This window comes from Bacillus sp. FJAT-27245 (assembly GCF_001273955.1).
Classification (GTDB): Bacteria; Bacillota; Bacilli; order Bacillales; family Cytobacillaceae; genus Bacillus_D.
This window is the reverse complement of record NZ_LIGI01000001.1, coordinates 3,066,922-3,091,944: the sequence shown is the minus strand read 5'-3', so window position 1 is coordinate 3,091,944 and position 25,023 is coordinate 3,066,922. Positions and strand designations below refer to the sequence as shown.

Genomic DNA, 25,023 nt, shown 5'->3' with positions numbered 1-25,023 from the left:
AACCTAAATTCTATTTAAAAGCCACGCAGTTACTTGATGCGTGGCCTTTTAGTCATGTTGAGGGAGCTGGATTGGACCGGATGGGATATAGCGCCTTTTCGAGTGTAAGCTGGTTTTTCTCGGTGATTTCCGCTTTCCTGGGAATGGGCTTGTACAAGCCAACTTGATCCTCCCATGTAGCTGGGAGCTCGACCGGTGCCTTTTTCTGCCACCGTTCCAGCCATTTCTCGGGAAGTTTTCCGCCGTGGTATCCTTTACCGGCCATTTCCATCCAAATAAGGGCCCAGGCACGGGGAACCACCCTCCAAATATCGTAGCCCCCGCCCCCGACGGCAATCCAGCGCCCATCGCAATATTTGTGGGCGATTTCGTGGGCGAGCTTTGGTATTTCACGGTAAATATTCATCGTTCCATATAAATGGGTGAGCGGATCATAATAATGCGCGTCAGCCCCATTTTGCGTCAGGATAACATCCGGTTTGAAAAAGTCGGCGACTTCCCTAATGGCTGCCGAGTATGCATTCAGCCAGGATTCGTCCTCGGTGAACGCATCAAGAGGGATATTAAAAGAATAACCGTATCCTTTTCCCTGTCCCCTCTCATTTATATTACCGGTGCCCGGGAAGAGGTATCTGCCCGTTTCATGGATCGAAAGTGTGCACACATCAGGATCATCATAAAAAGACCATTGGACTCCGTCGCCATGGTGCGCGTCTGTATCAACGTATAGGACCCTTGCCTTGTATTTTTCCTGTAAGTATTTTATGGCGACAGAACTGTCGTTATAAATACAAAATCCTGAAGCCTTTCCCCTGAATCCATGGTGCAAACCTCCGCCAAGATGGAGGGCGTGCATAGCTTTTCCCGACATGACAAGGTCAACCGCGGTGAGGGTACCTCCTACAAGGAAGGAGCTTGCTTCATGCATTCCATCGAAAATGGGGGTGTCTTCAGTCCCAAGCCCATAATTTTCGGCAACTTCACTCGGGAGCCGTCCAGTGCCCGCCATTTTTACTGCCTGAACATACGCCGGATCATGGACCAGGTATAATTCGTCATCCCTCGCTGCCCGTGGAGGAACAATCTCCGAATCCTCCAGGGCTCCCGCCTCTCTTAAAAGATCGATAGTAAGCTTTATCCGAAACTGGTTAAAAGGATGATGGCTGCCGAAATTATACTTCAGCAGTTCATCTGAATAAACGAATGCGCATGAATCACTCATATGGGCATACCCGGTATATTCGGCCACAGCACATGGTGGCCAGCCGCTTTCAAGTCATGGATCAGGCCAACCGGGTTCATCGTCTGGACCCTGATGACAAGGATTTTGAAGCCATCATCCTTTTTATCGGGATAAACGAGGACGCTTTGAATGTTTGCCTTGCGGTTGCGGATGACATTCGCAATTTCATAAAGGGTGCCAGTCCTATTCGGGACTTTTATTTCAATCTGGGAGCCGGGCTGATGGGCGCCTGTCAATTCGACGAGCGTATATAGAAGGTCCGTTTCCGTTACGATACCGACCAGCCTGCCGTCCTGGACTACCGGGAGGCAGCTTATTTTTTGTTCATAGAACAATGCGGCTGTTTCTTCAACAAAGTCAAGCGGATGCCCGGTAATCACATTTTTTTTCATGATTGCTTCCAATGGTTTTTGAAGGTCCTCCAAGTGCTCCTCCCTGCGGAAACTGGACGGTGCGGCTTCTTTTATGTCCCTGTCGGTGACGACCCCAATCACCTTTTGGGCATCATCGATGATGGGAATATGGCGAATCCTTTTCGATTCCATCAGCCGGATGGCATCTTCAATCGTATCGGAAGCCTTCAAAGTTGCGACATTTGTTTTCATGATTTCTTCGACAATCATGATTTGATCCCCCTCAATACATGAATCGATTCATAAACCGGAGCCGATCAAACTTCTGGATCGATTCACTCGCAACCCGTTTGCCAATTCGGACCATCAGGCAATTTGCCGGATGCGAGCAGATTTCCGGGTCGTCGGTCGCATACCATTCAAGGCCGCCGGCGTTCATCATCTTTTCCATCACTTTTCTATATTCCCAAACGTTCAGGCCTGTTCCTTTCAAGTCCCAGTGCCAGTAGTATTCGGTTGTTATTGTAATATAATCTTCCATCGCGTCGTCCATCATTGAAACCTTCAGCAGGTTTTTCCCTACGGAAAATCCTCTGAATTCAGGGATGACTTCGATGGCGCCAAGCTCGATCAAATCTTCCATTTTTCCTTCCGACCAGCGTTCAAGGGGGTCTGGGTACAAATAGGTAACATACCCGACAATCATATGGAGCCTACGCGCAATAATGATGCGCCCTTCTGGCAGTGAAGCGATTTCAATTAAAGCCTGGTGCTGCTGCCGGGGCTGGCGAAAAGCCGTTAAATGCTCGTGGAATTCGTAGCCTGCCAGTTTATCCGGTGAAATGGGCCCTTCAATAATGAGATTTCCGTTTGGAGTTTTTAGCTCCTTCGCGTTGTACGTTTTTTTATGTTCCACTGGGTCACCACCTGCAAATGCTTTCATTATTACTTCTATTATACATAAAATCTCCAAAGAGGAGGTGATTTCACTTAATTTTCTGGAAAGTCGGCAAAAGTTGCAGTACCATGGGCTATTTCGGATGAATTGGCAAAACAATATTTTAAAAATTGTGAATAGGCAATGTTTATACTATAATAATATAAACTTTATGATAAGGGGGAGACAATGCATGAAAATGGAAGTATTGCCAGTCATCGAAGGTGATTACAATTTAAAAAACTATCCCGAAACATATAGCAGCTTTGATTGGAAGGAAGTAGAAAAGGAATTTACGTGGCATAACACTGGCCTCGTCAACGTTGCGTATGAGGCGATTGACCGCCATGCCGAATCCTTCCGCAGGAATAAAGTGGCGCTGTATTACAGGGACCAGAAGCGAAATGAAAAATACACCTTCAAGGAAATGAAAGATTTGTCCAACAAAGCGGCAAACGTGCTTAAAAGTTACGGGGATGTCGAAAAGGGTGACAGGGTTTTTATCTTCATGCCACGCTCGCCTGAACTTTATTTTGCCGTTCTGGGAGCCATTAAGCTAGGCGCGATTGTCGGCCCCCTGTTTGAAGCTTTCATGGAAGGCGCCGTAAGGGACCGCCTACAGGATAGCGGCGCTAAAGTGATCGTCACAACGCCTGAATTGCTTGAAAGGGTTCCAACCGACCTGCCTGATTTGAAATACATATTCCTTGTTGGCGACGGCGTGGACGAATCCGGAAAAATAATTGATTTTAAAAAGAGGTTCGCGGAGGCGGACAAACAATTGAAAATTGAATGGGTCGACAGGCAGGACGGGCTTATCCTCCATTACACATCGGGTTCGACCGGCAAGCCAAAAGGCGTCCTGCACGTCCATAATGCGATGATTCAGCATTACCAAACAGCACAATGGATCCTGGATTTAAAAGAGGAGGACCTTTTTTGGTGCACGGCCGACCCTGGTTGGGTAACAGGTACTTCATACGGCATTTTCGGGCCATGGCTTTCGGGTGTATCGAACCTTATCGTTGGGGGAAGATTCTCACCTGAAACATGGTACAGCATGATTGAAGAGTTCGGCGTCACGGTCTGGTACAGCGCTCCAACCGCGTTCCGGATGCTGATGGGAGCAGGTGACGAGCTTATTAAAAAGTACGATTTGAGCAGCTTGCGCCATATCCTCAGTGTTGGTGAACCCCTTAACCCTGAAGTCGTCAAGTGGGGGATGAAGGTATTCAATAAGCGGATCCATGATAACTGGTGGATGACGGAAACTGGTGGGCAGCTTATTAGCAACTTCCCTTGCATGCCAATAAAACCAGGTTCGATGGGTAAGCCTTTCCCAGGCATTGAAGCGGCAATTGTGGATGACAGGGGAGAAGTCCTTCCTCCATACCGGATGGGGAACCTAGCCATTAAAAAGGGCTGGCCATCGATGATGCACAAGATTTGGAACAATCCTGAAAAGTATGAATCTTATTTCATGCCAAACGGCTGGTATGTAAGCGGTGACTCTGCTTATATGGATGAAGATGGATATTTCTGGTTCCAGGGAAGAATCGATGATGTTATCATGACCTCCGGAGAAAGGGTTGGCCCTTTCGAAGTCGAAAGCAAGCTAGTTGAGCACCCGGCAGTTGCAGAAGCGGGCGTAATCGGAAAACCTGACCCTGTACGTGGGGAAATCATCAAAGCCTTCGTAGCTTTAAGGGATGGCCATGAGCCAACGGATGAACTGAAGGAAGAAATCAGGCAGTTTGTCAAAAAAGGTCTGGCAGCCCATGCGGCACCAAGGGAAATAGACTTCCGCGACAAGCTGCCGAAAACACGGAGCGGTAAAATCATGCGCCGTGTCCTGAAGGCATGGGAACTGGATCTCCCTACCGGTGACTTGTCTACCATGGAAGATTAAGTAACTGCTCAAAAACATAGAGACCGCACCGGAATTTCAGTTTCCGGTGCGGTTTTCAAGTACATGAACCTAATTAGCAGTCCAAATCCCAACTGTATCGGACTGCTTTGTATATTTTCAGGGTATTCGCATCCATTTTGACAGTTGTGGAACAACATGCTTAAACTTTTCAAACAATCGGGCTAATTTTAAAGAGATTGATGTGCAAAAAATGGCTGGAGGAATCTCCAGCCATTTTTCAATGCTTAATTCCTGATTAAACTGTCTGCTAATTCAAGTGAGAAATTTTTTGCAAATAGTTTTACTGTAAGTTCATTGAAGCGGATTTCCTACTCCCACCCAACAGTAACATAGTTGGATGGCGCTGATTCGTTTCCGGCAATATCAACGGCGGTTACATAATAGGTGCCTGGCGCAGCAGGGTAGGAAAGGCCTGTTCCTGCACGGATACTGGCTGCCCTTATGCCGCCTGCCCAGTAGACCCGGTAACCGATAATATCACTTTCATTGATTGCCTGCCAAGTCAGCGTACCGCCCGAATCTGTAAGGGAGACGGATGCTGGCGTTTTTCCGTTTTCAGGCAGCCTGGCATCGGGAACAATGACATTGGACCAGCGTTGCAGCTTCGGAATGAGCGCCGCGGCGTCCTTAAAGTTTGTACCGGCAAGGCTGGTTGCATAGTCAGGATTCAAAATAAGGCCTGATTTTGCAAAGTCGCCAGGAGTCGAGCTGTCTGCCAGGTAATTCCGGTCCCCTATCCTTACATATTTTCCGGAACCGAAGCTATTATCCACCTCGGTCGGAACGTATTTTATGTTAAATAGATCTGTTTCAACAAGCCCTGCCCTTATACACGTTTCCGATGGAAGCATTCCGGAAATCGCACAGAAGGTCTTTTTCACAATTCCGCCCGGCATTTTGAACTGGCTCTTCGGGGCGATTAGTGACGGTTGTACATCGTATGCCGCATTAAGGAGCGAGGCCCAAAGGAAGTTTGTCCGCTGGCTGTACGTCAGGCCGCCTCGCGCCTGAAGCGACTTCGGCGTATCATAGCCTGTCCAAATGCCGAATGTGACGTTCGGGTTCGAGCCAACAATCCATGAGTCATGGTAATCGACCCCCGTACCTGTCTTGCCGGCCCAGTCTGTTTTGAATTTCAGCTTTGCCGGGACTCCGGCTGCGGTTCCGTATTTAAACACATCGCGCATTATATCCACGGTCAAATACGCTGTCTGCGGGCTGAATACCGTCACAGGCTTTGGTTTATGCTGATAGACAATTTTGCCATGCTTGTCGGTTATTTTTTCGATCATGTAGGCGTCGATGAATTTTCCGCCATTTGCAAACGTCGTGAAGGCATTCGTATTTTCTTCAACCGTGACTCCGTTCGCCATGGAACCGAGGGCGGTCGACGGGTTTACAAAATCGTCCTTTAGCAGGGAGGTAAATCCCATTTTTTCAAGATAGTGTGCGGGACGATGTTTCAGGATGTCCTTGTACAGCTTGACCGCCGGCACATTATACGATTTCGCAAGTGCGAACCTGGCAGTTGCAAGGCCGCTGTATCCGCCCCCGTAGTTTTTTGGCCAAATTTTGGCCGGTTCGCTCGGGTCAAGGCGTAGAGGCACATCAGGAAGGATCGTCCCCGGAGAAGCCTTGCCAAGCTCAAATGCAGGCGCATAGACAAGCAGTGGCTTCATCGTAGAGCCGTTTTGCCTGACAGCGTTTGTAGCATGGTTCAGTTCCTTTTTTTTGAAATCCCTGCCTCCGACGAAGCTTAGAATTTTTCCAGTCTTATTCTCAATCAGGATGGCTCCGACTTCAACCGGTTCCATTACCGTAATTTCTTCCTTTGTTTCAGAATCTTCTTTTACCTGTGGTTTATCCGGCCCAAAGTTCGGGTATTTATTTTTGGCTTGTTCCATCGCGTCGTACATTTTTTTGTTGATGGTTGTATGGATGCTATAGCCGTTCTGCTTTAAATCACGTTGGGCAAGCATATAGTATTTATTGTAAAGCTCGTCGTTTTCGGCTAACTCTTTTTCTGAAATGCCCGCTTTTTCGGCGAGTATTTTTGCAAGGATGTCAACGGCCCGCTTTTCTGCCTCAACCATTACCCATGGGTATTTTTCCAGCGGGTCTGCGGACGGCTTCGCAAAATCCTTCGTAATATCATACGCTAGAGCATCTTTGTATTGTTGCTCGGTAATATATCCGCCATTGTGCATTCTTTTAAGGACAACCTTCATCCGGTTCAGCCCGGGTTCGAGGTTTTTCTTGATCTCCTTATCCCTTGTAAAAGGGGTGTACCCGAATGGGCTTTGTGGAAGCCCGGCGATGAAGGCGGACTGGGGAAGGTTCAGATCCTTCGCGTCGACGCCAAAAATCCCTTTAGCGGCTGATTGTACCCCGGCAATGTTCCGGCCAGATGAATTCCGTCCAAAAGTCGCCATGTTCAGGTAGGCTTCAAGTATTTCTTCTTTTTCAAAAAAACGCTCTAGCCGGAGGGCAAGCAGAATTTCCTTCGCCTTCCGCTCAAATGAGACTTCGTTCGTTAAAATCTGGTTCTTGATCAGCTGCTGGGTCAGCGTACTGCCGCCCGACTGGTTGGCGGAATTCGTTACTTCCTGGAGCATTGCTCTCATGATCGCTTTCGGGACCACTCCATTATGCTCGTAAAAATACTGGTCCTCCGTTGCGATAATGGCATTGACCAAGTCCTTCGAAACATCGGAAAGCGTGACGATATCCCGGTCAAGGTCGCTCCGAAGTTTTCCGAGGTATACATCATCTGCAAAATACACATCCGACGTTTCGGTATAGTTGTAGATGTCCCTTTTCATGCTTTCGAAGCTTCGGATGGGTTCGTCCTTCACAAGGGACGCAAAATATCCCGCTCCCGCACCGGCGGCGAATACTCCTCCGGCGATGCCGATTATCAGGAACAGAAGAAAAAGGTTCCAAACAACGCCGTAAGCAATTCTTGCCCTTTTAATAGTTGTATTATTTGTAAGCAACGACTTACCTTGTCTGGACGATTGCCGCTTATTATCATTCATAGAATCCCTCCAAAATCACCTACATTATAGCATAAACAATTGAGGTATATGGCCATGCTTCGAATAATAGAAATATTGGAAAGACTATTTGACAATCAAGGCCCCGCTATGGTAAAAACAGTACTATAGCTTTCGTTTAATATGTAAAGGCTGTGAAAGGATTTAGTAGTTTTTCCATCCCTGGTTCATAGAGAGCTGCCGGCAGGTGAAAGGCAGACCAAATGGAAAAATGAATTACACCCCGGAGCTCTTGCCGATGCCAATTAGGCATCAGGCGACGGACATGGGCCGTTATCCCTTGAGGTGGGGGAATTTTCCCCAAGCCGGGTGGTACCGCGCGATTTTACGCGTCCCTGCATTTTGTGCAGGGGCGCTTTTATTTTGAAAAAAACAGGAGGATGGATGATGAATTTATTGGAGGATTTGCAGTGGAGGGGCATCATTTACCAGCAGACGGATGAGGAGGGGCTAAGGGATACCCTTAAAAGTGAAAAGATTTCCTTGTACTGCGGAATGGACCCGACTGGGGATAGCATGCATATCGGCCACTTGCTGCCATTTTTAACGCTGAGGAGATTCCAGCAGGCTGGCCATCGTCCGATTGTCCTCGTTGGCGGTGCCACCGGACTGATCGGGGACCCTAAGCCAAACACGGAAAGGACGCTTCAAAGCATTGAAACAGTACAGCATAATGTTGAGTGTTTGACAGAGCAACTAAAAGCCATTTTTGATTTTGAAGGCGAAAACGGCGCTATGATGGTCAATAACTACGATTGGACAAAATCGCTCGATATTATTACATTCCTGCGTGACTATGGGAAGCATGTCGGCATCAATTACATGCTCGCCAAGGACACGATCGCGAGCAGGCTTGAAACCGGTATTTCCTTTACCGAATTTACTTATACAATCCTCCAGGGGATGGACTTTAAGCACTTGTATGAAAACCATCAGTGCAGGCTGCAAATTGGCGGGAGCGACCAGTGGGGCAATATCACAACTGGGCTTGAGCTGATTCGGAAAATGGTTCCGGATGGCCCAAAAGCATTCGGGATGACGATTCCGCTTGTGACGAAAGCGGATGGGACCAAGTTCGGGAAAACTGAAGGAGGGGCGGTCTGGCTTGATCCGGAGAAAACATCACCGTATGAATTTTACCAGTTCTGGATTAATACAGCGGATGCCGATGTCGTTAAATACCTGAAATACTTTACATTCCTTTCGCACGAGGAAATTGAAGGCCTTGAAAAGTCCGTCCAGGATGAGCCGCATCTCCGCAAGGCGCAAAAAGCACTCGCGGAAGAGATGACCCGCCTTATCCATGGGCAGGAGTCGCTTGACCAGGCCATCCGGATTACGGATGCGTTATTCAGCGGCGATGTAAGGAGCCTGACCGCATCGGAAATCGAACAAGGCTTCAAGGACGTGCCTTCCTACAAGTTTGCCGGTGAAGAAAACCTTGTCGACTTGCTTGTCGCTGCGAAAATTTCACCATCAAAGCGCCAGGCACGCGAAGACATTACAACCGGCGCGGTTTCGCTTAACGGTGAGAAAGTCACTGATTCCGCCTATTTGCTGGCAGAAACCGACAGGATTGAAGGGCGATTCACCATTGTAAGGAGAGGGAAAAAGAAATATTTCCTAATTCACTATTAAGTTCAAAACAGCCGCAGGCGACCGTACCTGTGGCTGTTTTTATTTTATCCGTTAGGCAACAGCATAATATTAATATCCGTATTGGCAAAAACGGAACCTTTCCTTCTTTCGCTCCTATAATGGAAAGAAGGGGAGGGTTGGCGAATGAAGAAGTGGGTTTGGAATCTTATATTTCTTATCCTTTTTGCCCTTGTAACCTTTTTTGGCGTAGGGCCATTGCTATTGGCTGACGGGGTGTGGATTGAGAGGGTTTTGCCTGCGATTATCGTCCTCGCTGTCTATATTTATTTGAGCTATCTTTATCGGAAAATTGTTTTGGACAAGAAAAAACCCCGGTCCTGAGCGGATCGGGGTTTTTTAATGGCCGATTAACGGCTGTAGAATTCGACGATAAGAGTTTCGTTGATTTCAGCTGGAAGCTCTGAACGCTCAGGAAGGCGAGTGAATGTGCCTTCAAGCTTGTCAGCATCGAAAGTCAGGTAGTCAGGAACAAAGTTGTTCACAGACAAAGATTCTTTTACAACATCAAGGTTGCGGGACTTTTCACGCAGGCTGATTGTTTGGCCTGGCGCTACGCGGTATGACGGAATGTCAACGCGTGATCCATCAACAAGGATGTGGCCGTGGTTTACCAGCTGGCGGGCAGCGCGGCGAGTGCGCGCAAGGCCTAGACGGTAAACAACGTTGTCAAGGCGGGATTCAAGAAGAGCCATGAAGTTTTCGCCATGAACGCCTGCCATTTTTCCGGCTCTGTCAAACAAAGTGCGGAATTGGCGCTCGTTCACTCCGTACATATGACGAAGCTTTTGCTTTTCCTGAAGCTGCAATCCGTATTCGGAAAGCTTCTTGCGTTGGTTAGGACCATGTTGTCCTGGTGCGTATGGACGCTTTTCTAATTCTTTTCCTGTACCGCTTAGGGAAATTCCAAGGCGGCGGGAAATTTTCCAGCTTGGGCCGGTGTAACGAGCCATGAGAGACTCCTCCTTGTGTGTTTTTATTTTGTAAAATAAAAACCGTATGAATCATCAATATGGGCCATTTTGTTTTCATGCACCCTCGCCCCAGCAGCATAGGGTTACAAGATGCACCATCACAGTCGTTTTTTCGTGTGAGGAACAAAATGAGAGCCATAGTGGGTTCACATAGGCTGCGATATTTTACACAAAGAGTATTATATAACTTTTCTTTGTGTTTAGTCAAGGCATAATTCGGGCGGCAACATTTTGCTTCCATCTTTCCTCTTTTTCACATATCCTGTAGATAGATAGTTTGTAAGCGTTTACATAAGGAGGAGAGAAGTTATGGCGGAAAAAGACCTTCAATTGGAAACACGCATGATCCATTCAGGCTATTCACCTAAGGAGCATAAAGGGAGCCTTGTTCCACCCCTTTTCCAGACTTCCACGTTTGTGTTTGATAACGCGGCGCAGGGCGGAAGGCGGTTTGCCGGGGAAGAAGAGGGCTATATTTATTCTCGCCTTGGAAACCCGACTGTAACAGCGCTTGAAGAACGGATTGCCGAGCTTGAAGGCGGAGAAGCTGCTCTGGCATTCTCTTCCGGGATGGCTGCCGTGTCCGCGATCCTGTTCACACTCGCAAAATCAGGCGGGCACATTCTTTGTTCCCAGGGAGTTTATGGCTGCACGTACGGGTTGTTGAAATTGATGGAAGAAAACTTCGGGATTTCCCACAGCTTTTCACCGATGGAAACGCCGGAACAGGTAAAGGAGAGCATCCGGGATACGACTTGCTGTGTGTTCATTGAAACGCCGATCAATCCAACAATGAAGCTGGTTGATTTGAAAATGGTCGCGGATATTGCAAAAGAAAATGGTATTCCCGTCGTTGTCGATAATACGTTTTCGTCTCCTTATCTTCAAAACCCCCTCGCCCTTGGCTGTGATGTTTCACTACACAGCGCAACGAAGTATATTTGCGGGCATGGGGACGTTATCGCCGGAGTCGCTGCCGGCAAGGCGGAGTTCATGAAAAAGGTTGCAATGTCTGCACAAAAGGATATTGGCGGGGTTATCTCCCCATTCGATGCCTGGCTCTTGCTAAGGGGAATTAAAACATTGGCTGTCAGGATGGACCGCCATTGTGAAAACGCCAAGCACCTTTTTTCTTATTTAAAAGATCATCCAAAAGTATCGTCCATCCATTATCCGGGCGATCCGGAGCATCCCGATTTCGGCATCTGCGAAAAACAAATGAAGAAGCCAGGCGGACTCATTTCCTTTACTGTCGAGGGCACGAAGGAAACCGCGCAGGCGTTCATGGACGAACTGCGGTTAATAAAGATAGCGGTCAGCCTTGGGGATGCGGAAACCCTCATCCAGCATCCAGCGACAATGACCCATTCGGGCGTCTCCCCGGAGGATCGGGAAAAAATGGGGATATCCGATACACTGATCAGGCTTTCGGTTGGGCTTGAGGCATGGGAAGATATCCGGAATGACCTCGAGCAAGCTTTTACTAAAATTTAGCCCGCCAAGCAGATTTGCGTCCTTTCCAAGGAACTGCATAACCGATAAAAAAAGGCAGGGCCGGACAATCCGGTTTCCCTGCCTTTTCATTGCTCAAACTTGCTTAAAGGCCGTGATTATACTGCCTTCCGATTAAAGATGGCCGACGAGCGCCGCGGTAAATTTCTCGAGCATCTCCTGGTCAAGTTCATCAAAGCGATTTTTCTCTGGGGAGTCGATATCAAGGACTCCGAGAAGCCGCCCATCCTTGATAAGGGGGATGACGATTTCGGATTGGGAGGCTGCATCACAAGCAATATGGCCCGGGAACTTATGGACATCCTCGACCCTGATCGTTTCCCTTTTCGCCGCGGAAGTCCCGCACACGCCTCTGCCGAATGGAATCCGTACGCAGGCCGGAAGACCCTGGAAAGGTCCGAGCACAAGTTCATTTTCCCCCTCGACAAGGTAAAAACCGACCCAGTTGATCCTGTCAAGGAACTGGTTCAAAAGTGCGGAGGCATTGGACAAATTGGCAATTGTGTTATTCTCGCCTTCAAGCAGGGCGTTTAATTGTTGGATGACAAGTGTGTAATTTTCTTCGCGTGTTCCATTATACATTTGAACATTAAACATATTTCTCACCTGGCTTTCGGAAGTATTCCACTTATTTTAACAAAAAAAGCGCCGTATGGGTGAAAATGTCGACAAACTCTTAAAGGAAAGCAGCAGGCGTACAAAGAATGAAACAAGTAGGGATGTCTGCGATTTGAGGAGCCCATAAACCGGGAGGTCGGCAAAATGCGGAAAAATTCAAAGGAAAAGATTGTTTCAGCCGCTGTTTCACTGTTTAATACAAAGGGGTTTGCCGGGACATCAATCCGGGATATTGCCGCAAAAGCAAACATCAATCCCGCCAATATCGGCTATTATTTTGACAATAAGCTAGGGCTCCTTGAACATTGCCTAACCACCTATTTTGAACACTATCTCGAACAGATTGAATCTGCCCTCTCCCTTCTCGACGAAAGCCCTTCCGCCTGTTTAAAAAAGGTAATCGAAAATATTCTTTATTATCAGTTTTCCGATATTCAACTGTCGAGGTTCATTGTGAGGGAAATGTCCCTGGATTCCCAGACAGTACGGGAAATCATGTCCACCTATTACCAAAAGGAGAAGTTTTACTTCCACGTTATTTTTGAAAACGGCATGGAAAAAGGGGAGTTCCGGAAGCTTTCCCCGGCGTACGCGATGATCCAGTTAAAGGGCCAACTTTCAATGCCGTTCCTTAACCCACACTATATTACCGAAGTTTTGCATGTGTTCCCGCATGAACGGTATTTCGTGCAAAAGTATCTCGAACAACTCCTTTCATGGATTGATGGGGCTGTTTTGGAACATAAGCCGGTCGCTGTATCATAGCGTTGTTGCCGCCTGCAGGAACTGCCCGGTTTGCCAAAATTGAAAACTATGGTCCCGTGACGGGCGGAACGCGAAAAAATCCCTGAATGCAAGGGGTTTTTTTGCTGTGTCCAGGCGGTATATCATTTGCATTTCCGCCTCCGTTGTAGTTGAATAAACTTATCCTTTTTTGGGGGGAAAAAGCGTTTATTAACCCTCGGAAAGGGATTTTTTTTAAAAATATCAAATTAATAGTCAAAAATTGTCGCTTACATGGTATCATAGAGGCAATAAAACGGGTAAAATAGACGTTTTTTTATCATAATCGACGTTTTGTCGTTCATATATGAAGCAGGGGGATACTATGGAGTACATAATCGGATTTATTTTCCTGGCCATCGCATTGTTTATTGCGGGTTATTTTATAAAAAGGAAGCATTACAAGGAAATTGACAAGCTTGAAGCATGGAAGCTTGAAATTATGGATAGGCCGGTCCTTGCGGAAATGTCCCGGGTCAAACAGCTGAACATGACAGGCCAGACGGAAGAGCTATTCGAACGCTGGCGGAGCGAGTGGGATGAAGTCGTGACGGTCATGCTGCCCCAGGTGGAAGAATTGCTGTTTGACGGCGAGGAATACATAGACAAGTACCGTTTTGGCAAAGCGAAGGAAATTCAACGCGCCATCCATGCGAAGCTGGAAGAGACGGAAGAGTTTATTAAAAGAATATTGACGGAACTGAATGAATTGGTAGGCAGTGAGGAAAAAAACAGGATCGAAATCGAACAACTGAGGGAACTGTACAGGAAGGCAAAGAAAAACCTGCTTGCCCACAGGCACAGTTTTGGGAAAGCTGAAAAACGGCTCGAAGAAATCCTTGATGAGGCCGCAGCCGCATTTAAGGAGTTCGAGGAGAGGACCGCTCATGGCGATTACCTTCAGGCCAGGGAAACGGTCATCCTCCTCCGTCAGTTGCTTGAGAATGTTGAAGTGCAAATGGACCGCATTCCTGAATTATTGATTGAATGCCAGTCGCTCGTACCATCGCTAATAGCCGAACTGATGGGTGGATACAGGGAGATGGCTTCAAAGGGGTATTACCTTGCCCATCTGGAATTTGAGGGCGAGGCGGAGAAACTGGAACAGGAGCTTGCCATTTACCTTTCCATGGTCGAGGAAGTCCAGATTGAAAAAGTCGAGCAAGGGATCAAAGGGATCCGCGGCAGGATTGACGCCCTTATGGACCTGCTTGAACAGGAAGTAAACGCAAGGCAATTCATTAAGCAAAACCAGGAAAGTTCCATAGATGTTCTGGAATCCGTCCTTGAAACAAATAACAACCTGAAATCCGAAGTGGCGCATATCCAGGAAACCTACCATATATCGGAAAAGGATCTCGCCGCCCAACGGAAATTCGAGAAAAAGCTATCGGAACTCGCGAAACGGTTCGAGATTCTGAATGAAAAAATAAAATTGAATGAGACGGCCCAAACTTCCTTAAGCACCGACCTTGAAGAAATCAGGAAGGAGCTAGAAGCCCTCCAGGAGGACCAAAAGGTTTTCTCCACAAGGTTGAGCGACCTTCGGAAAGACGAGATGGATGCAAGGGAGACGGTAAGGGAATTGATGAGGAAGATTGGTGAAACCTCGAGAATGGTTGCGCGGAGCAACATTCCGGGCCTTCCGGAGACGTACACGTATTTGCTCGAGGACGGGAATGAAAGCATAAAAAATGTGCAACACAAGCTTGAAGAAAAACCGCTCGATATGGATGCGGTCAAACAGTACCTTGAAATCGCTGAATTGACGATTGAAAAGCTTGCCGAAACAACGAAGGAAATGGTTGAAAATGTGATTCTCGCCGAGCGTGTTATTCAATACGGCAATAGGTACCGCAGCAAATATCCATCGGTTGCCAGAGGACTTTCGGAGGCAGAAAGGCTGTTTCGCCAGTACGAGTACGAGGCTGCCCTGGAACAAGCGGCCACGTCAATCGAGGAGATCGATCCAGGTGCCCTCAAAAAAATTGAAATGTTCGTTTCTAATGACTGATAGTATGTGGGACCGATGCGCGGCAAAAGCCGGCCGGTCCTTTTTTGTTGTCTAGGAAGTTACACAATTGAACTTTGTGGATAACTCCAATTGAGTTATTGTAATCCAGAGCTCCACAAGGAAAGCTGCGGCAGCATTACATCGCACGAAGGAAAAGTGCTTGCACATTTTGTTCTTTTTCCTGGGCTGGGCTTTTTCGATGAAGCATCTTTAAAAATAGGGTTGGAAGTTCGGGCGTTGTGGGATATGCTAAGAAAGGTTTCTCTGGATTAATCGCCTTTTTTCGGATTACATTATAAATAAAAGTTGAATTTCCGTTACGGGAAACGGAGGCAAGCGATGATTTATTTTGACAATAGCGCTACAACAAAACCATATAAGGAAGTATTGCAATCATTTTGGAAAGTATCGGAGGACTTTTTCGGAAATCCCTCCTCGCTCCACGGGGTAGGCGCGAATACAGAACGCCTGCTATCCCAGGCAAGGATGCAAATCGCCGGCCTGCTTGGAGTTGATTCGGAAGAAATTACGTTTACTTCCGGTGGGACCGAAAGCAATAACCTTGCGATCAAGGGAACGGCCTTCGGATATAAAAACAGGGGAAGGCATTTGATTACGACGGCAGCGGAGCACGCCTCCGTGAGGGAGTCGATGCTACAGCTTGAGAAACACGGTTTTTCAGTAACATTTGTATCTGTGGACAGTGAAGGAAGAGTAAATCCTGAAGATATAAGAAAAGCGCTCACGGAAGAAACGATTCTTGTTTCAGTCATGCATGTGAACAATGAAGTTGGCACCATTCAGCCGATTATGGAAATTGGAGAAATTGTCAGCGGTTATCCGAAGGTTCTCTTCCATGTCGACGGAGTACAGGGAGCCGGGAAGCTGCCTCTTGATTTGAGAAAAGCGGGAGTGGACTTGTACACTTTTTCGGCCCATAAATTCCATGGGCTGAAAGGGACAGGCGGGCTTTATGTGAAAAAAGGCATCAGGCTTGAGCCGCTTTTATCCGGTGGGAGCCAGGAGAGGGGCCAGCGCGGGGGAACCGAAAACCCCGCAGGTGCGGTTGCGATGGCAAAAGCCCTGCGGTTGTCGCTCGATAAACGGGCCCAAATGTATCCGGTACTGCTTGATATTCGGACATTCCTGATGGAAGGCCTTAGGAAAATGGATGGTATTGTTGTTAACACACCGATGGACGGAGCGGCACCACATATCATTAATTTTTCCGTACCTGGGATTAAGTCCGAAACGTTCATACATGCCCTCGAAGAACGGAATATCTATTTGTCAACGACAAGCGCATGTTCATCAAAGAAAAAGTCGGCTAGCAAAACGCTGCTTGCCATGGGGGTAGCGGAAGATGTCGCTGGCAGTGCGGTCAGGATCAGCCTGTCATTTGAAAATACGATGGACGAGGCTATGGAAGTTTTACAAGAAATTGAAAAAACAGTTTTAAGACTGAGAAGGGTTCTGAGTTAAATGAATTATGATTTGATTATTGTAAGATATGGCGAAATATCAACAAAAGGAAGAAACAGGGGGAAGTTTGTAGACAAGCTGAAAAGGGCGATCAAGCATGCCCTTTCCGCACACCGCGCCGTCAAAATTGAAGCAGGCAGGGACAGGATGCAAATTTTGTTGAACGGAGAAGACAGCAATGTAATTACCGGCAAATTAAAGAATGTGTTCGGCATCCAATCCTTAAGCCCGGCAATCAGGTCCGAACGGGATTTGGAATCCATGAAGGCCGCCGCCCACGCGCTTATGGAATCAGTGTATGAGGAAGAAAAAACGTTCAAAATTACAGCGAAGCGGTCGGATAAAACATTTGAGCTTGATACGGATGGCATCAACCAAATGTTCGGCGCTTTTATTTTGAAAAGTTTCCCCGGCCTGAAGGTTAACGTAAAGAAGCCGGACATCAACCTCCTGATTGAAGTTAGAAAAGAAGCGGTTTACCTTTCCTGTGTAACGATACCTGGAGCAGGCGGGCTGCCGCTTGGTACCGGAGGAAAGGCCATGCTGATGATTTCCGGGGGGATTGACAGCCCTGTGGCGGGATTCATGATGATGAAGCGGGGAGTCGAACTTGAAGCGGTCCATTTTCACAGCCCGCCTTTCACAAGTGAGCGGGCAAAACAGAAAGTGATTGACCTTGTCGAGAAGCTATCCGAAGTCAGTGGGGGAATCCTCCTTCACATCGTTCCATTTACCGAGCTTCAGCAAACGATAAAAAATCAAATTCCAGAAAACTATTCGATGACTGCCACGAGAAGGTTCATGCTGAAAATTACAGACGCAATCCGCGAAAAACATGGCGGCCTTGCTATTGTCACCGGTGAAAACCTTGGCCAGGTTGCGAGCCAGACTCTCGAAAGCATGTATGCAATCAATGAGGTGACAAACACGCCTGTCCTAAGGCCGCTGCTTACGATGGATAAAACGGAGATCATCAAAATGGCCGAGGAAATCGGAACATTCGAAACCTCCATCCTTCCCTACGAGGACTGCTGTACAATCTTTGTCCCAGCCTCGCCAAAAACGAAACCAAAAAAAGATAAAGTGATTCATTACGAAAGTTTCGTCGAATTCGAACCGATTGTTGAACGTGCCATTGAAGGAACCGAAACCATTAAGGTATTCCCCGGCTATGGCGGCAGGAACCAAGGTATTGATGAACTGTTTTAGCAACTGGCAAAATTTCTAACATTTTGTGAACAATTACCATAAAGTGAATTGAATGAAGCCTTGTGAGATTACACATTATATACTCACAAGGAGGTGAAAACAGATGGCTAACAACAACAGCAATAACCTTCTAGTACCAGGAGCTGAGCAAGCTCTTCAACAAATGAAGGTAGAAATCGCGCAAGAATTCGGAGTTAACCTTGGTGCAGAAACTACTTCACGCGCTAACGGATCTGTCGGTGGTGAAATCACTAAGCGCCTTGTTTCTATGGCTCAGCAACAACTTGGCGGTGGATTTGCCAGGTAATAAAATTAAATAATATGGCTACAAGGAGCGGGKAAAACCGCTCCTTTTTATTTTTTTGAGGAAACGTTGGAAATTTAAAATAGTTCAGAAATTTTATATAATAGAATCGATACATAAAATTGGGAGGGGACATTGATGAACCGAGAAGACTTGATTGCTCCACAGCAGTACAATCTTGTATCGGAAGTTGAACGTTTTTCAGGGATTGGCGAGAAAACTGCCCTGATATGGGAAAACGAATCAGGCACCACCAAGAGGGTTACATATAGAGAATTAATTGAAAAGGTGAATAAGGCAGGAAATGTTTTCCTTGAATCCGGCCTGCAAAAGGGAGATACAGTCCTCGTCGTCATTCCCCGCTTAATCGAGGCGTATGTTGTTTACCTGGCGGCACTGAAAGCCGGGCTTTCGGTTATTCCGAGTTCGGAAATGCTTAAAGAAAAAGATTTGCAATACCGTATTTCCCATGGTGATGCCAAAGCCGTGGTCAGTTATTACCCTTTCACGGGGGAATTCGCAAATGTGGCGCAACCCGGCCTGAAGAAGTTCACAGTTGGGAAACCGGTGGATGGCTGGGAGTTTCTTGATGGCAAAATGGAAACAGCATCCTCCGAGATGGCGATGGCAAAAACGACAAGGGACGATATGGCGTTTTTGTCCTATACATCCGGAACAACGGGAAATCCGAAAGGTGTTGTCCATACGCACGGGTGGGCATACGCCCATTTGCGGACAGCGGCGGAACATTGGCTGTGTATAAAGGAGATGGATACTGTCTGGGCAACTGCCGGTCCGGGATGGCAAAAATGGATTTGGAGCCCGTTCCTTTCAGTCCTTGGTTCGGGGGCAACCGGTTTTGTTTATAATGGAAAGTTTGAACCAAAAAAATATCTCCAGCTTCTTGAAAAGTATGAAGTGAATGTGCTCTGCTGCACGCCGACTGAATACAGGCTCATGGCGAAAGCGGAGGATCTTGCGGATTATAGCCTGCCAAAGCTTCATAGCGCCGTATCCGCTGGCGAGCCCCTAAACAGGGAAGTCATTGACACATTCAGGAACTATTTCGATATTAATGTCCGTGATGGTTACGGGCAGACGGAAAATACACTTCTGATCGGCATTACAAAGGATATGGAACTCAGGCCGGGGTCGATGGGCAAGCCTACCCCGGGCAACAAGGTTGAAATTATTAATGAGGATGGGGACATTTGCAAGGCGGGAGAGGTTGGCGACATTGCGGTCCATATAAGCTCCCCAGCACTGTTTAAAAATTACTACAAGGACCCTGAAAGGACTTCGATGCAGTTCCGGGGCGATTATTATGTTACTGGCGATAAGGCGAAAAAAGACGAAGACGGCTACTTCTGGTTCGAGGGCCGGGGTGATGATATCATCATCAGTTCCGGTTATACGATCGGGCCATTCGAGGTGGAGGATGCGCTTATCAAGCACCCGTATGTCAGGGAATGCGCGGTGGTTGCCAGCCCTGATGAAATACGCGGGAATATAGTGAAGGCTTTTGTCGTCCTGAAAGATGGAGCATCGGCTGACAATGAAAATTTAATCAAGGAACTCCAGGAACACGTAAAAGCACTCACAGCACCATATAAATACCCGCGGAAAATTGAATTTCTTGAAGAGCTACCAAAGACGACTTCCGGAAAAATCCGCCGGGTTGAATTGCGGCAAAAGGAACTGGCTTCGGCTGGCAGAAAATAAATTACGCAGAAGCAGGCGGGCCAGCCGCCTGCTTTGCAATTGAGAGGATAAAGGAGCTGTACGAATGGCGACACTTTGGCATGGAGGGCCAATTTACACATTGGCCGAAGAAGGGGAAAAAGTTGAAGCGGTACTAACTGAAAATGGCAGGATTATCGGCGCGGGAAAGCTTATTGACCTTGAAGCGGGTCCAGATTCACCGATACATAAGCGTATTGATTTAAGGGGTTGCACAATGATTCCCGGGCTGGTGGACAGCCATATCCATCTGATTGGCCACGGGGAGCGCCTTATCAGGCTGGATCTTTCCGGCTACAGAACTCGGAAAGAAACACTTGCTGCCGTTAAAGAATATTCCATGGGGCTTAAGCCAGGGGAATGGGTCATCGGGGAAGGCTGGAATGAGAATCTTTGGGAAATGGGTGAACCATTAACCAAGGGTGAACTTGATCAGCTTGTCCCAGACAGGCCGGTGCTTCTAAAGCGGATTTGCCGCCATGCGTGCGTAGCGAATTCAGTTGCCCTTGAAGCTGCCGGTGTGGACGAAACAAGCATGTCCCCGCCTGGGGGGCTAATTGAAAAAAGTCCTTCCGGGCAGCTTACCGGAATTTTAAAGGATAGCGCACAGGAACTAGTCTATTCCATCTTGCCGGAAGCGTCTGAATCATATTTAATCCGGGCAATCAAGGCGTCCATCAAGGATCTGTACAGCCTTGGCATAACCGGTGTCCATACGGAAGATTTGAATTATTATGGTGGTTTTGAAAAAACATATGGCGTTTTCAAAAGAGCCATTAAAGAAGACGGCTTGAAATTCAGGGCCCATCTGCTAGTCCACCATGGCGTACTCGATGATTTTATTTCGCATGGGCATACGTATTTGGACGGGGATGAATGGATTGAATTCGGGGCGATGAAAATTTTTTCCGATGGTGCACTTGGAGGCAGGACGGCGCTGCTCAGCGAGCCATACAGCGATACGCCTGAAACATCCGGGGTGGCCATTTTTAGCAAGGAGGAACTTGCCGAGCTTGTCGGGAAGGCTCGGGAGAATCAACTGCCGGTCGCCATACATGCAATCGGGGACCTGGCGTTTGAATATTGCCTTGATGCGCTGGAGGCCAACCCCCTTAGGGGCAGGGGGCGGGATCGGCTAATCCATGCCCAAATCCTCCGGAAAGACCTTATTGAGCGGGCCAAAACACTACCCCTTGTCCTTGATTTGCAGCCTGTGTTTATGCTGTCTGATTATCCGTGGGTGATTGATAGGGTCGGGGAAGAAAGAATGCGGTATTCCTATGCCTGGAAAACGCTTTTGGACAGTGGGATTCCGTGCTCCGGTGGTTCCGATGCTCCGATCGAGTACCCAAACCCTTTCCATGGGATTGCAGCCGCGGTAAATCGAACTGTAAACGGCAAGGCATATGGAATTGGTGAGGCCTTATCCACTTTTGAAGCGGTCAGCCTTTTTACAAAAGGGAGCGCATATGCCGCATTCCACGAAAGCGACAGGGGAATGATACGTGAAGGAATGCTGGCCGACTTTACAATCCTGGACAGGGATATTTTTTCGGTCCCAAAGGAAACAATCCATGAAATAAAAGCAGCCATGACCGTTATTGGCGAGGAAATCGTTTTTAAAGGCGCCCAGCCATAAACATCCCTGCATCGAGGCCAAAAAATTCCCCACTGCGCGTATATCATGTATAATGTGTAATATTTCGAAACTGGAAAGAATTGAGGCGCGAAAAAATATGGGGAACAAAACTATTAAAACAGGCGGTTTGCAGGCGGGTTTATCGTATTTGATATGGGGGCTGCTGCCGATTTACTGGAAGCTTCTTGAGCATGTTGGCTCGACTGAAATCCTTGCCAATCGGGTATTCTGGTCGTTTGTTTTCATGCTAATCGTTTTGGGATTAACGAAAAAGCTTCCTTCCTTTTTGGGAATACTCAAAAGCTTTAAAGCGGAAAGGAAACAGCTGTATGCGTTGGGCATAGCTTCATTTTTGATCAGCATCAACTGGTTTGTCTACATTTGGGCGGTTAACAACGGACAAATGATTGAAGCGAGCCTCGGGTATTACATCAATCCCCTTGTCAGCGTTCTTCTCGGGATGATTGTCCTGAAAGAAAAGCTCAGTGGCGCGCAATATGCTTCATTCGCGCTCGCCCTTATAGGGGTGGCAATCATTTCCGTTTCCTATGGACGGATTCCATGGATTGCGTTAACGCTTGCAGTCTCATTCGGGCTGTATGGACTGGCAAAAAAACTCATTAAAGTGGATTCCGCCGTGGGGCTGACATTGGAGACAATGGTTGCGACACCAATCGCTGCTGTTTACCTTTTTTTCCTTTTGGAAAACGGGACGTCCGCTTTTCTTCACTTTGGCTTAGGGACACATTTGCTCCTTGCCTGCGCGGGGGCGGTAACCGCGCTTCCGCTCCTGTTATTTGCGGAAGGCGCCCAGAAGATTCCGCTTTCCATGCTCGGTTTCCTTCAGTACATCGCGCCTACACTTTCACTTATCCTGGGGATCTTTGTGTATGGGGAGCATTTCAGCGGGCTGCAATTGCTGTCGTTCACTTTTATTTGGTCGGCGCTTACCCTTTACTCCCTTTCGAGAACAAAGCTTTTTTCATCCCTTGGGGTGAAAATGCGCAGACATTCATGAAAAAAGGCATCCGCTGTTGAAATGGCGGATGCTTTTCGCTTTTATAAGAAGGTGCGTTTCACTTTTTCCCAGAATGAATTGTCCTTCAGCTTGACTGTTTTGATGATCTTGTTGCTCAGTTTAATTTCGACTTTTTCGACATGCTGGATGCTCAACGCCTCATTGTCCATTCCCATTGTTGGATAATCGTTTCCGTTTTTACCGACCTTAAGGGTTAATGTACGATCGCCGCCCAGGATGAATGAGGAACCCAATGTCCTGAACCGGTTGTTGTTGACAGATGCCAATTCACTTACCTGGATACATGGCAGCAGCGGATCGACAACAGCGCCATTGATCGATTTGTTATAGGCTGTGCTGCCTGTCGGGGTGGCGACAATCATGCCGTCTCCCATGAACGTTTCGAAGTGGAGGTCATCCACGAACACATCAAGGACAAAAGTTTTGACAATCGCCGACCTGATGCTGAATTCATTCAGGCACTGGAAGGTTGTTTCCCCATCAACCGTTACATCGATGGTTGGGTAGCGCCGTACCTCAATTTGCTCGTTTGACACAACATCAATCATTTTTCCGATGTCGTCAATGTGGAAATCGCAATACATGCTTAAACTGTCGGATGTTGTGATGCCTGCATACAGGCAATCATCACGGAACCCTGTTTTCCTGACAGCCTGAAGAAACGTCCCTTCTCCGCCAATGCTTGTTATGATGTTTGCATCCCTGAAATCATTAACGAGTGTAAAGCCGTATTCTTCGGCTAAATCATAAAGCGGAGCAACCTTCTTAAGTACTTCCGAATCCCGCTTATGGTAAAAAAATAAATTTTTCCGGTAAGCCATCCCGAGTCCTCCTCCGTACGGCCGTTGGTTAAATGTATCCTTCAGGCCAATCATTTGGTAAACTATTATTGTTTCTAATCAAGTTTAGCATTTCTTGGCTCATTTTCAAATAATCAGCGGCAGGAAACGGCATAATAGGGGGATGATTGAATGAGTGGAAAAAGATGGGCGGCACTTGGGATTGCTGCCGGCTTATTTATCATATCGGTGGTAGTCAATTTCTTGTCGGGTTTTGCCATTAAAGGCGTTGAAAGCGAACTAGGGGACCTTTTCTCTACTTCCCAAAAAAGTTATGCGGAAGAAGTGCTTCAGGAAGGAAATGAATTTAAGAAAATCATTGTCCTTGATGTAAACGGCACAATCCAGGATACTGGGGAGTCAATGCCTCTCTTAGGAGGCCAGGCTTACAACCATAAGACTTTTATGAAAAAACTTGAAGATGCCGGCAATGACCCGAATGTGAAAGGAATCATCGTCAGGGTCAACTCTCCGGGCGGCGGAGTTGTCGAAAGCGCCGAAATCCATGATAAAATCGTTTCGATTCAAAAAGAAAAAAAGAAACCTGTTTACATATCGATGGCGTCCATGGCCGCTTCCGGGGGCTATTACATATCGGCGCCTGCGGATAAAATTTTTGCGAGCCCGGAAACGTTGACCGGTTCGCTTGGGGTTATTATGCAGGGGATCAATTACGAAGGCCTTGCGAAGAAATACGGTGTCGAATTCATGACAATCAAAAGCGGCCCCTATAAAGACATTATGAGCCCAGCGAGGGAAATGACGTTGGAAGAGAAGAAAATTCTCCAAAGCATGATTAACAATTCCTATGAGGGGTTTGTAAAAGTTATTTCCGAGGGGCGCAAAATGCCGGCCGACCAGGTCAAAAAGATTGCTGACGGCCGAATTTACGACGGGCGCCAGGCAAAAGAACTCGGGTTGATCGACGGTTTCGGCTATCTAGATGATACGATCGCCCAAATGAAAAAAGACAAAAACCTAAGCGGCGCTAAGGTTGTCAGGTATACGGACGGGATTGGGTTCGGATCCTTGTTCAGCATGAAGGCAAAAAGCCTTTTAAGCGGCGATGCGGAATTGCAGGGCCTTCTCCAGTTCCTTTCAAAGTCAAGCTCCCCGCGCCTGATGTACTTATATACGGAGTAAGGGGGATGCACGATGGAGCACAATGAAACACTGGATAATCAGAGCATTCACCCGGGATTAAAGGATGAGGGAATGGAACCGGAAATTAGGGGAAACGCGCTGCCAACCAATAATCCGCCTCTCCGCTTTGCGGGTTTCTGGATGAGGTTTTGGGCTTATTTGCTCGATTTAATCGTTGTCGGAAGCCTGTTCCGCCTTCTTGCCAAGCCGGTTTTCCGGCTATTGGATATCGAGGTGTCGGGAGGACTGTTCTCTGCCGGGACAATTGTGTCAGCCGCCATCTTTTACTTGTACTTTGTCCTTATGACAAAATACTTCCGGCAAACGCTCGGGAAAATGGTATTCGGCCTGGCGGTCATTGGCATAAATGGAGGCAGGCTCACCTGGGGCGACATCCTGTTCAGGGAGTGGATTGGCAGGKTCATTTCCTCCACAATCATTGTCCTGTACCTCATTCCGGCCTTCCATCCAAAAAAACAAGCCCTTCACGATCTATTCGCCGACACGGTCGTAGTCCATACAAGAAGATAAAGCCATAGCCTTCTATCAGCT

The 25,023-nt window shown here is 47.4% G+C and carries 21 protein-coding genes and 1 other annotated feature; of the genes, 14 read left to right on the top strand and 7 right to left on the bottom strand.

The genetic code is table 11. The features are described 5' to 3' along the window. Positions 1–52: 52 nt before the first annotated feature. The 3 genes from ADU24_RS15105 to ADU24_RS15095 are packed head-to-tail and all read right to left on the bottom strand — an operon-like array spanning position 53 to position 2,512. Positions 53–1,222 carry an acetoin utilization protein AcuC gene (locus ADU24_RS15105; protein ID WP_053367412.1) on the bottom strand — a complete coding sequence of 390 codons (1,170 nt, stop codon included), beginning with the start codon at positions 1,220–1,222 and terminating at the stop codon, positions 53–55. Then, complete coding sequence (locus tag ADU24_RS15100; RefSeq protein WP_053367411.1) at positions 1,219–1,866, bottom strand: acetoin utilization AcuB family protein; 648 nt, start codon at positions 1,864–1,866, stop codon at positions 1,219–1,221. The genes ADU24_RS15105 and ADU24_RS15100 overlap by 4 nt, the downstream gene beginning before the upstream one ends. 13 nt (positions 1,867–1,879) lie before the next feature. Then, positions 1,880–2,512, bottom strand: a complete 633-nt coding sequence (locus ADU24_RS15095; RefSeq protein WP_053367410.1) for a GNAT family N-acetyltransferase — start codon at positions 2,510–2,512, stop codon at positions 1,880–1,882. Positions 2,513–2,726: 214 nt separating this feature from the next. On the opposite strand from ADU24_RS15095, the gene acsA reads away from it, so the two are divergent. Next, entirely contained in the window at positions 2,727–4,442 is a 1,716-nt protein-coding gene (gene acsA, locus ADU24_RS15090; RefSeq protein ID WP_053367409.1) for an acetate--CoA ligase, read from the top strand. Positions 4,443–4,771: 329 nt separating this feature from the next. Here the strand turns inward: acsA and ADU24_RS15085 are convergent, their stop codons facing one another. Then, positions 4,772–7,501: a transglycosylase domain-containing protein gene (locus ADU24_RS15085; protein ID WP_053367408.1), complete on the bottom strand. Its 2,730-nt coding sequence runs from the start codon at positions 7,499–7,501 to the stop codon at positions 4,772–4,774. Between the two features lie 143 nt (positions 7,502–7,644). Then, positions 7,645–7,859 (top strand) — a binding site (T-box leader). Between the two features lie 47 nt (positions 7,860–7,906). Between ADU24_RS15085 and tyrS the strand changes: the two genes are divergently transcribed. Both tyrS and ADU24_RS15075 read left to right on the top strand, forming a co-directional pair. Further along, complete coding sequence (gene tyrS / locus ADU24_RS15080) at positions 7,907–9,157, top strand: tyrosine--tRNA ligase (RefSeq protein WP_053367407.1); 1,251 nt, start codon at positions 7,907–7,909, stop codon at positions 9,155–9,157. 144 nt (positions 9,158–9,301) lie between these two features. Then, a complete protein-coding gene (locus ADU24_RS15075) occupies positions 9,302–9,499 on the top strand; it encodes a DUF6954 family protein (RefSeq protein ID WP_053367406.1) in 198 nt (65 codons plus the stop codon). A gap of 26 nt (positions 9,500–9,525) precedes the next feature. Here the strand turns inward: ADU24_RS15075 and rpsD are convergent, their stop codons facing one another. After that, on the bottom strand, positions 9,526–10,128 hold the full coding sequence (rpsD, locus tag ADU24_RS15070) for a 30S ribosomal protein S4 (protein ID WP_053367405.1): 603 nt from the start codon (positions 10,126–10,128) through the stop codon (positions 9,526–9,528). Between the two features lie 330 nt (positions 10,129–10,458). Between rpsD and megL the strand changes: the two genes are divergently transcribed. Beyond that, the gene (gene megL / locus ADU24_RS15065; RefSeq protein WP_053367404.1) at positions 10,459–11,643 is read left to right on the top strand and encodes a methionine gamma-lyase; all 1,185 of its coding nucleotides are present in this window, start codon (positions 10,459–10,461) and stop codon (positions 11,641–11,643) included. Positions 11,644–11,775: 132 nt separating this feature from the next. Here megL and ADU24_RS15060 read toward each other — a convergent pair whose 3' ends face one another. Beyond that, positions 11,776–12,258, bottom strand: coding sequence for a GAF domain-containing protein (locus ADU24_RS15060; protein ID WP_053367403.1), 483 nt, complete (start codon positions 12,256–12,258; stop codon positions 11,776–11,778). 165 nt (positions 12,259–12,423) lie between these two features. Between ADU24_RS15060 and refZ the strand changes: the two genes are divergently transcribed. The 8 genes from refZ (at position 12,424) to rarD (ending at position 22,468) form a co-directional block, all read left to right on the top strand. Beyond that, positions 12,424–13,044 (top strand): forespore capture DNA-binding protein RefZ, encoded by a 621-nt coding sequence (gene refZ / locus ADU24_RS15055; protein ID WP_053367402.1) that lies wholly within the window; start codon positions 12,424–12,426, stop codon positions 13,042–13,044. 343 nt (positions 13,045–13,387) lie between these two features. After that, positions 13,388–15,076: a septation ring formation regulator EzrA gene (gene ezrA / locus ADU24_RS15050; RefSeq protein WP_053367401.1), complete on the top strand. Its 1,689-nt coding sequence runs from the start codon at positions 13,388–13,390 to the stop codon at positions 15,074–15,076. Between the two features lie 339 nt (positions 15,077–15,415). Beyond that, positions 15,416–16,558, top strand: coding sequence for a cysteine desulfurase family protein (locus ADU24_RS15040; RefSeq protein ID WP_053367399.1), 1,143 nt, complete (start codon positions 15,416–15,418; stop codon positions 16,556–16,558). After that, complete coding sequence (gene thiI, locus ADU24_RS15035; RefSeq protein ID WP_053367398.1) at positions 16,559–17,767, top strand: tRNA uracil 4-sulfurtransferase ThiI; 1,209 nt, start codon at positions 16,559–16,561, stop codon at positions 17,765–17,767. Between the two features lie 103 nt (positions 17,768–17,870). Further along, on the top strand, positions 17,871–18,074 hold the full coding sequence (locus ADU24_RS15030) for an alpha/beta-type small acid-soluble spore protein (RefSeq protein WP_053367397.1): 204 nt from the start codon (positions 17,871–17,873) through the stop codon (positions 18,072–18,074). Between the two features lie 135 nt (positions 18,075–18,209). After that, entirely contained in the window at positions 18,210–19,793 is a 1,584-nt protein-coding gene (gene mbcS, locus ADU24_RS15025) for an acyl-CoA synthetase MbcS (RefSeq protein ID WP_053367396.1), read from the top strand. A gap of 64 nt (positions 19,794–19,857) precedes the next feature. Next, the gene (locus tag ADU24_RS15020; protein ID WP_053367395.1) at positions 19,858–21,450 is read left to right on the top strand and encodes an amidohydrolase; all 1,593 of its coding nucleotides are present in this window, start codon (positions 19,858–19,860) and stop codon (positions 21,448–21,450) included. Positions 21,451–21,547: 97 nt separating this feature from the next. Next, positions 21,548–22,468 (top strand): EamA family transporter RarD, encoded by a 921-nt coding sequence (rarD, locus tag ADU24_RS15015; protein ID WP_053367394.1) that lies wholly within the window; start codon positions 21,548–21,550, stop codon positions 22,466–22,468. Positions 22,469–22,509: 41 nt separating this feature from the next. Here the strand turns inward: rarD and ADU24_RS15010 are convergent, their stop codons facing one another. Continuing rightward, positions 22,510–23,310 (bottom strand): NAD kinase, encoded by an 801-nt coding sequence (locus ADU24_RS15010; protein WP_053367393.1) that lies wholly within the window; start codon positions 23,308–23,310, stop codon positions 22,510–22,512. A 150-nt stretch (positions 23,311–23,460) separates the two neighbouring features. Here ADU24_RS15010 and sppA point away from each other — a divergent pair, with 150 nt between their 5' ends. Continuing rightward, positions 23,461–24,471 carry a signal peptide peptidase SppA gene (gene sppA, locus ADU24_RS15005; RefSeq protein ID WP_053367392.1) on the top strand — a complete coding sequence of 337 codons (1,011 nt, stop codon included), beginning with the start codon at positions 23,461–23,463 and terminating at the stop codon, positions 24,469–24,471. 12 nt (positions 24,472–24,483) lie between these two features. After that, positions 24,484–25,002 carry an RDD family protein gene (locus tag ADU24_RS15000; protein WP_082306930.1) on the top strand — a complete coding sequence of 173 codons (519 nt, stop codon included), beginning with the start codon at positions 24,484–24,486 and terminating at the stop codon, positions 25,000–25,002. Positions 25,003–25,023: the final 21 nt, after the last annotated feature.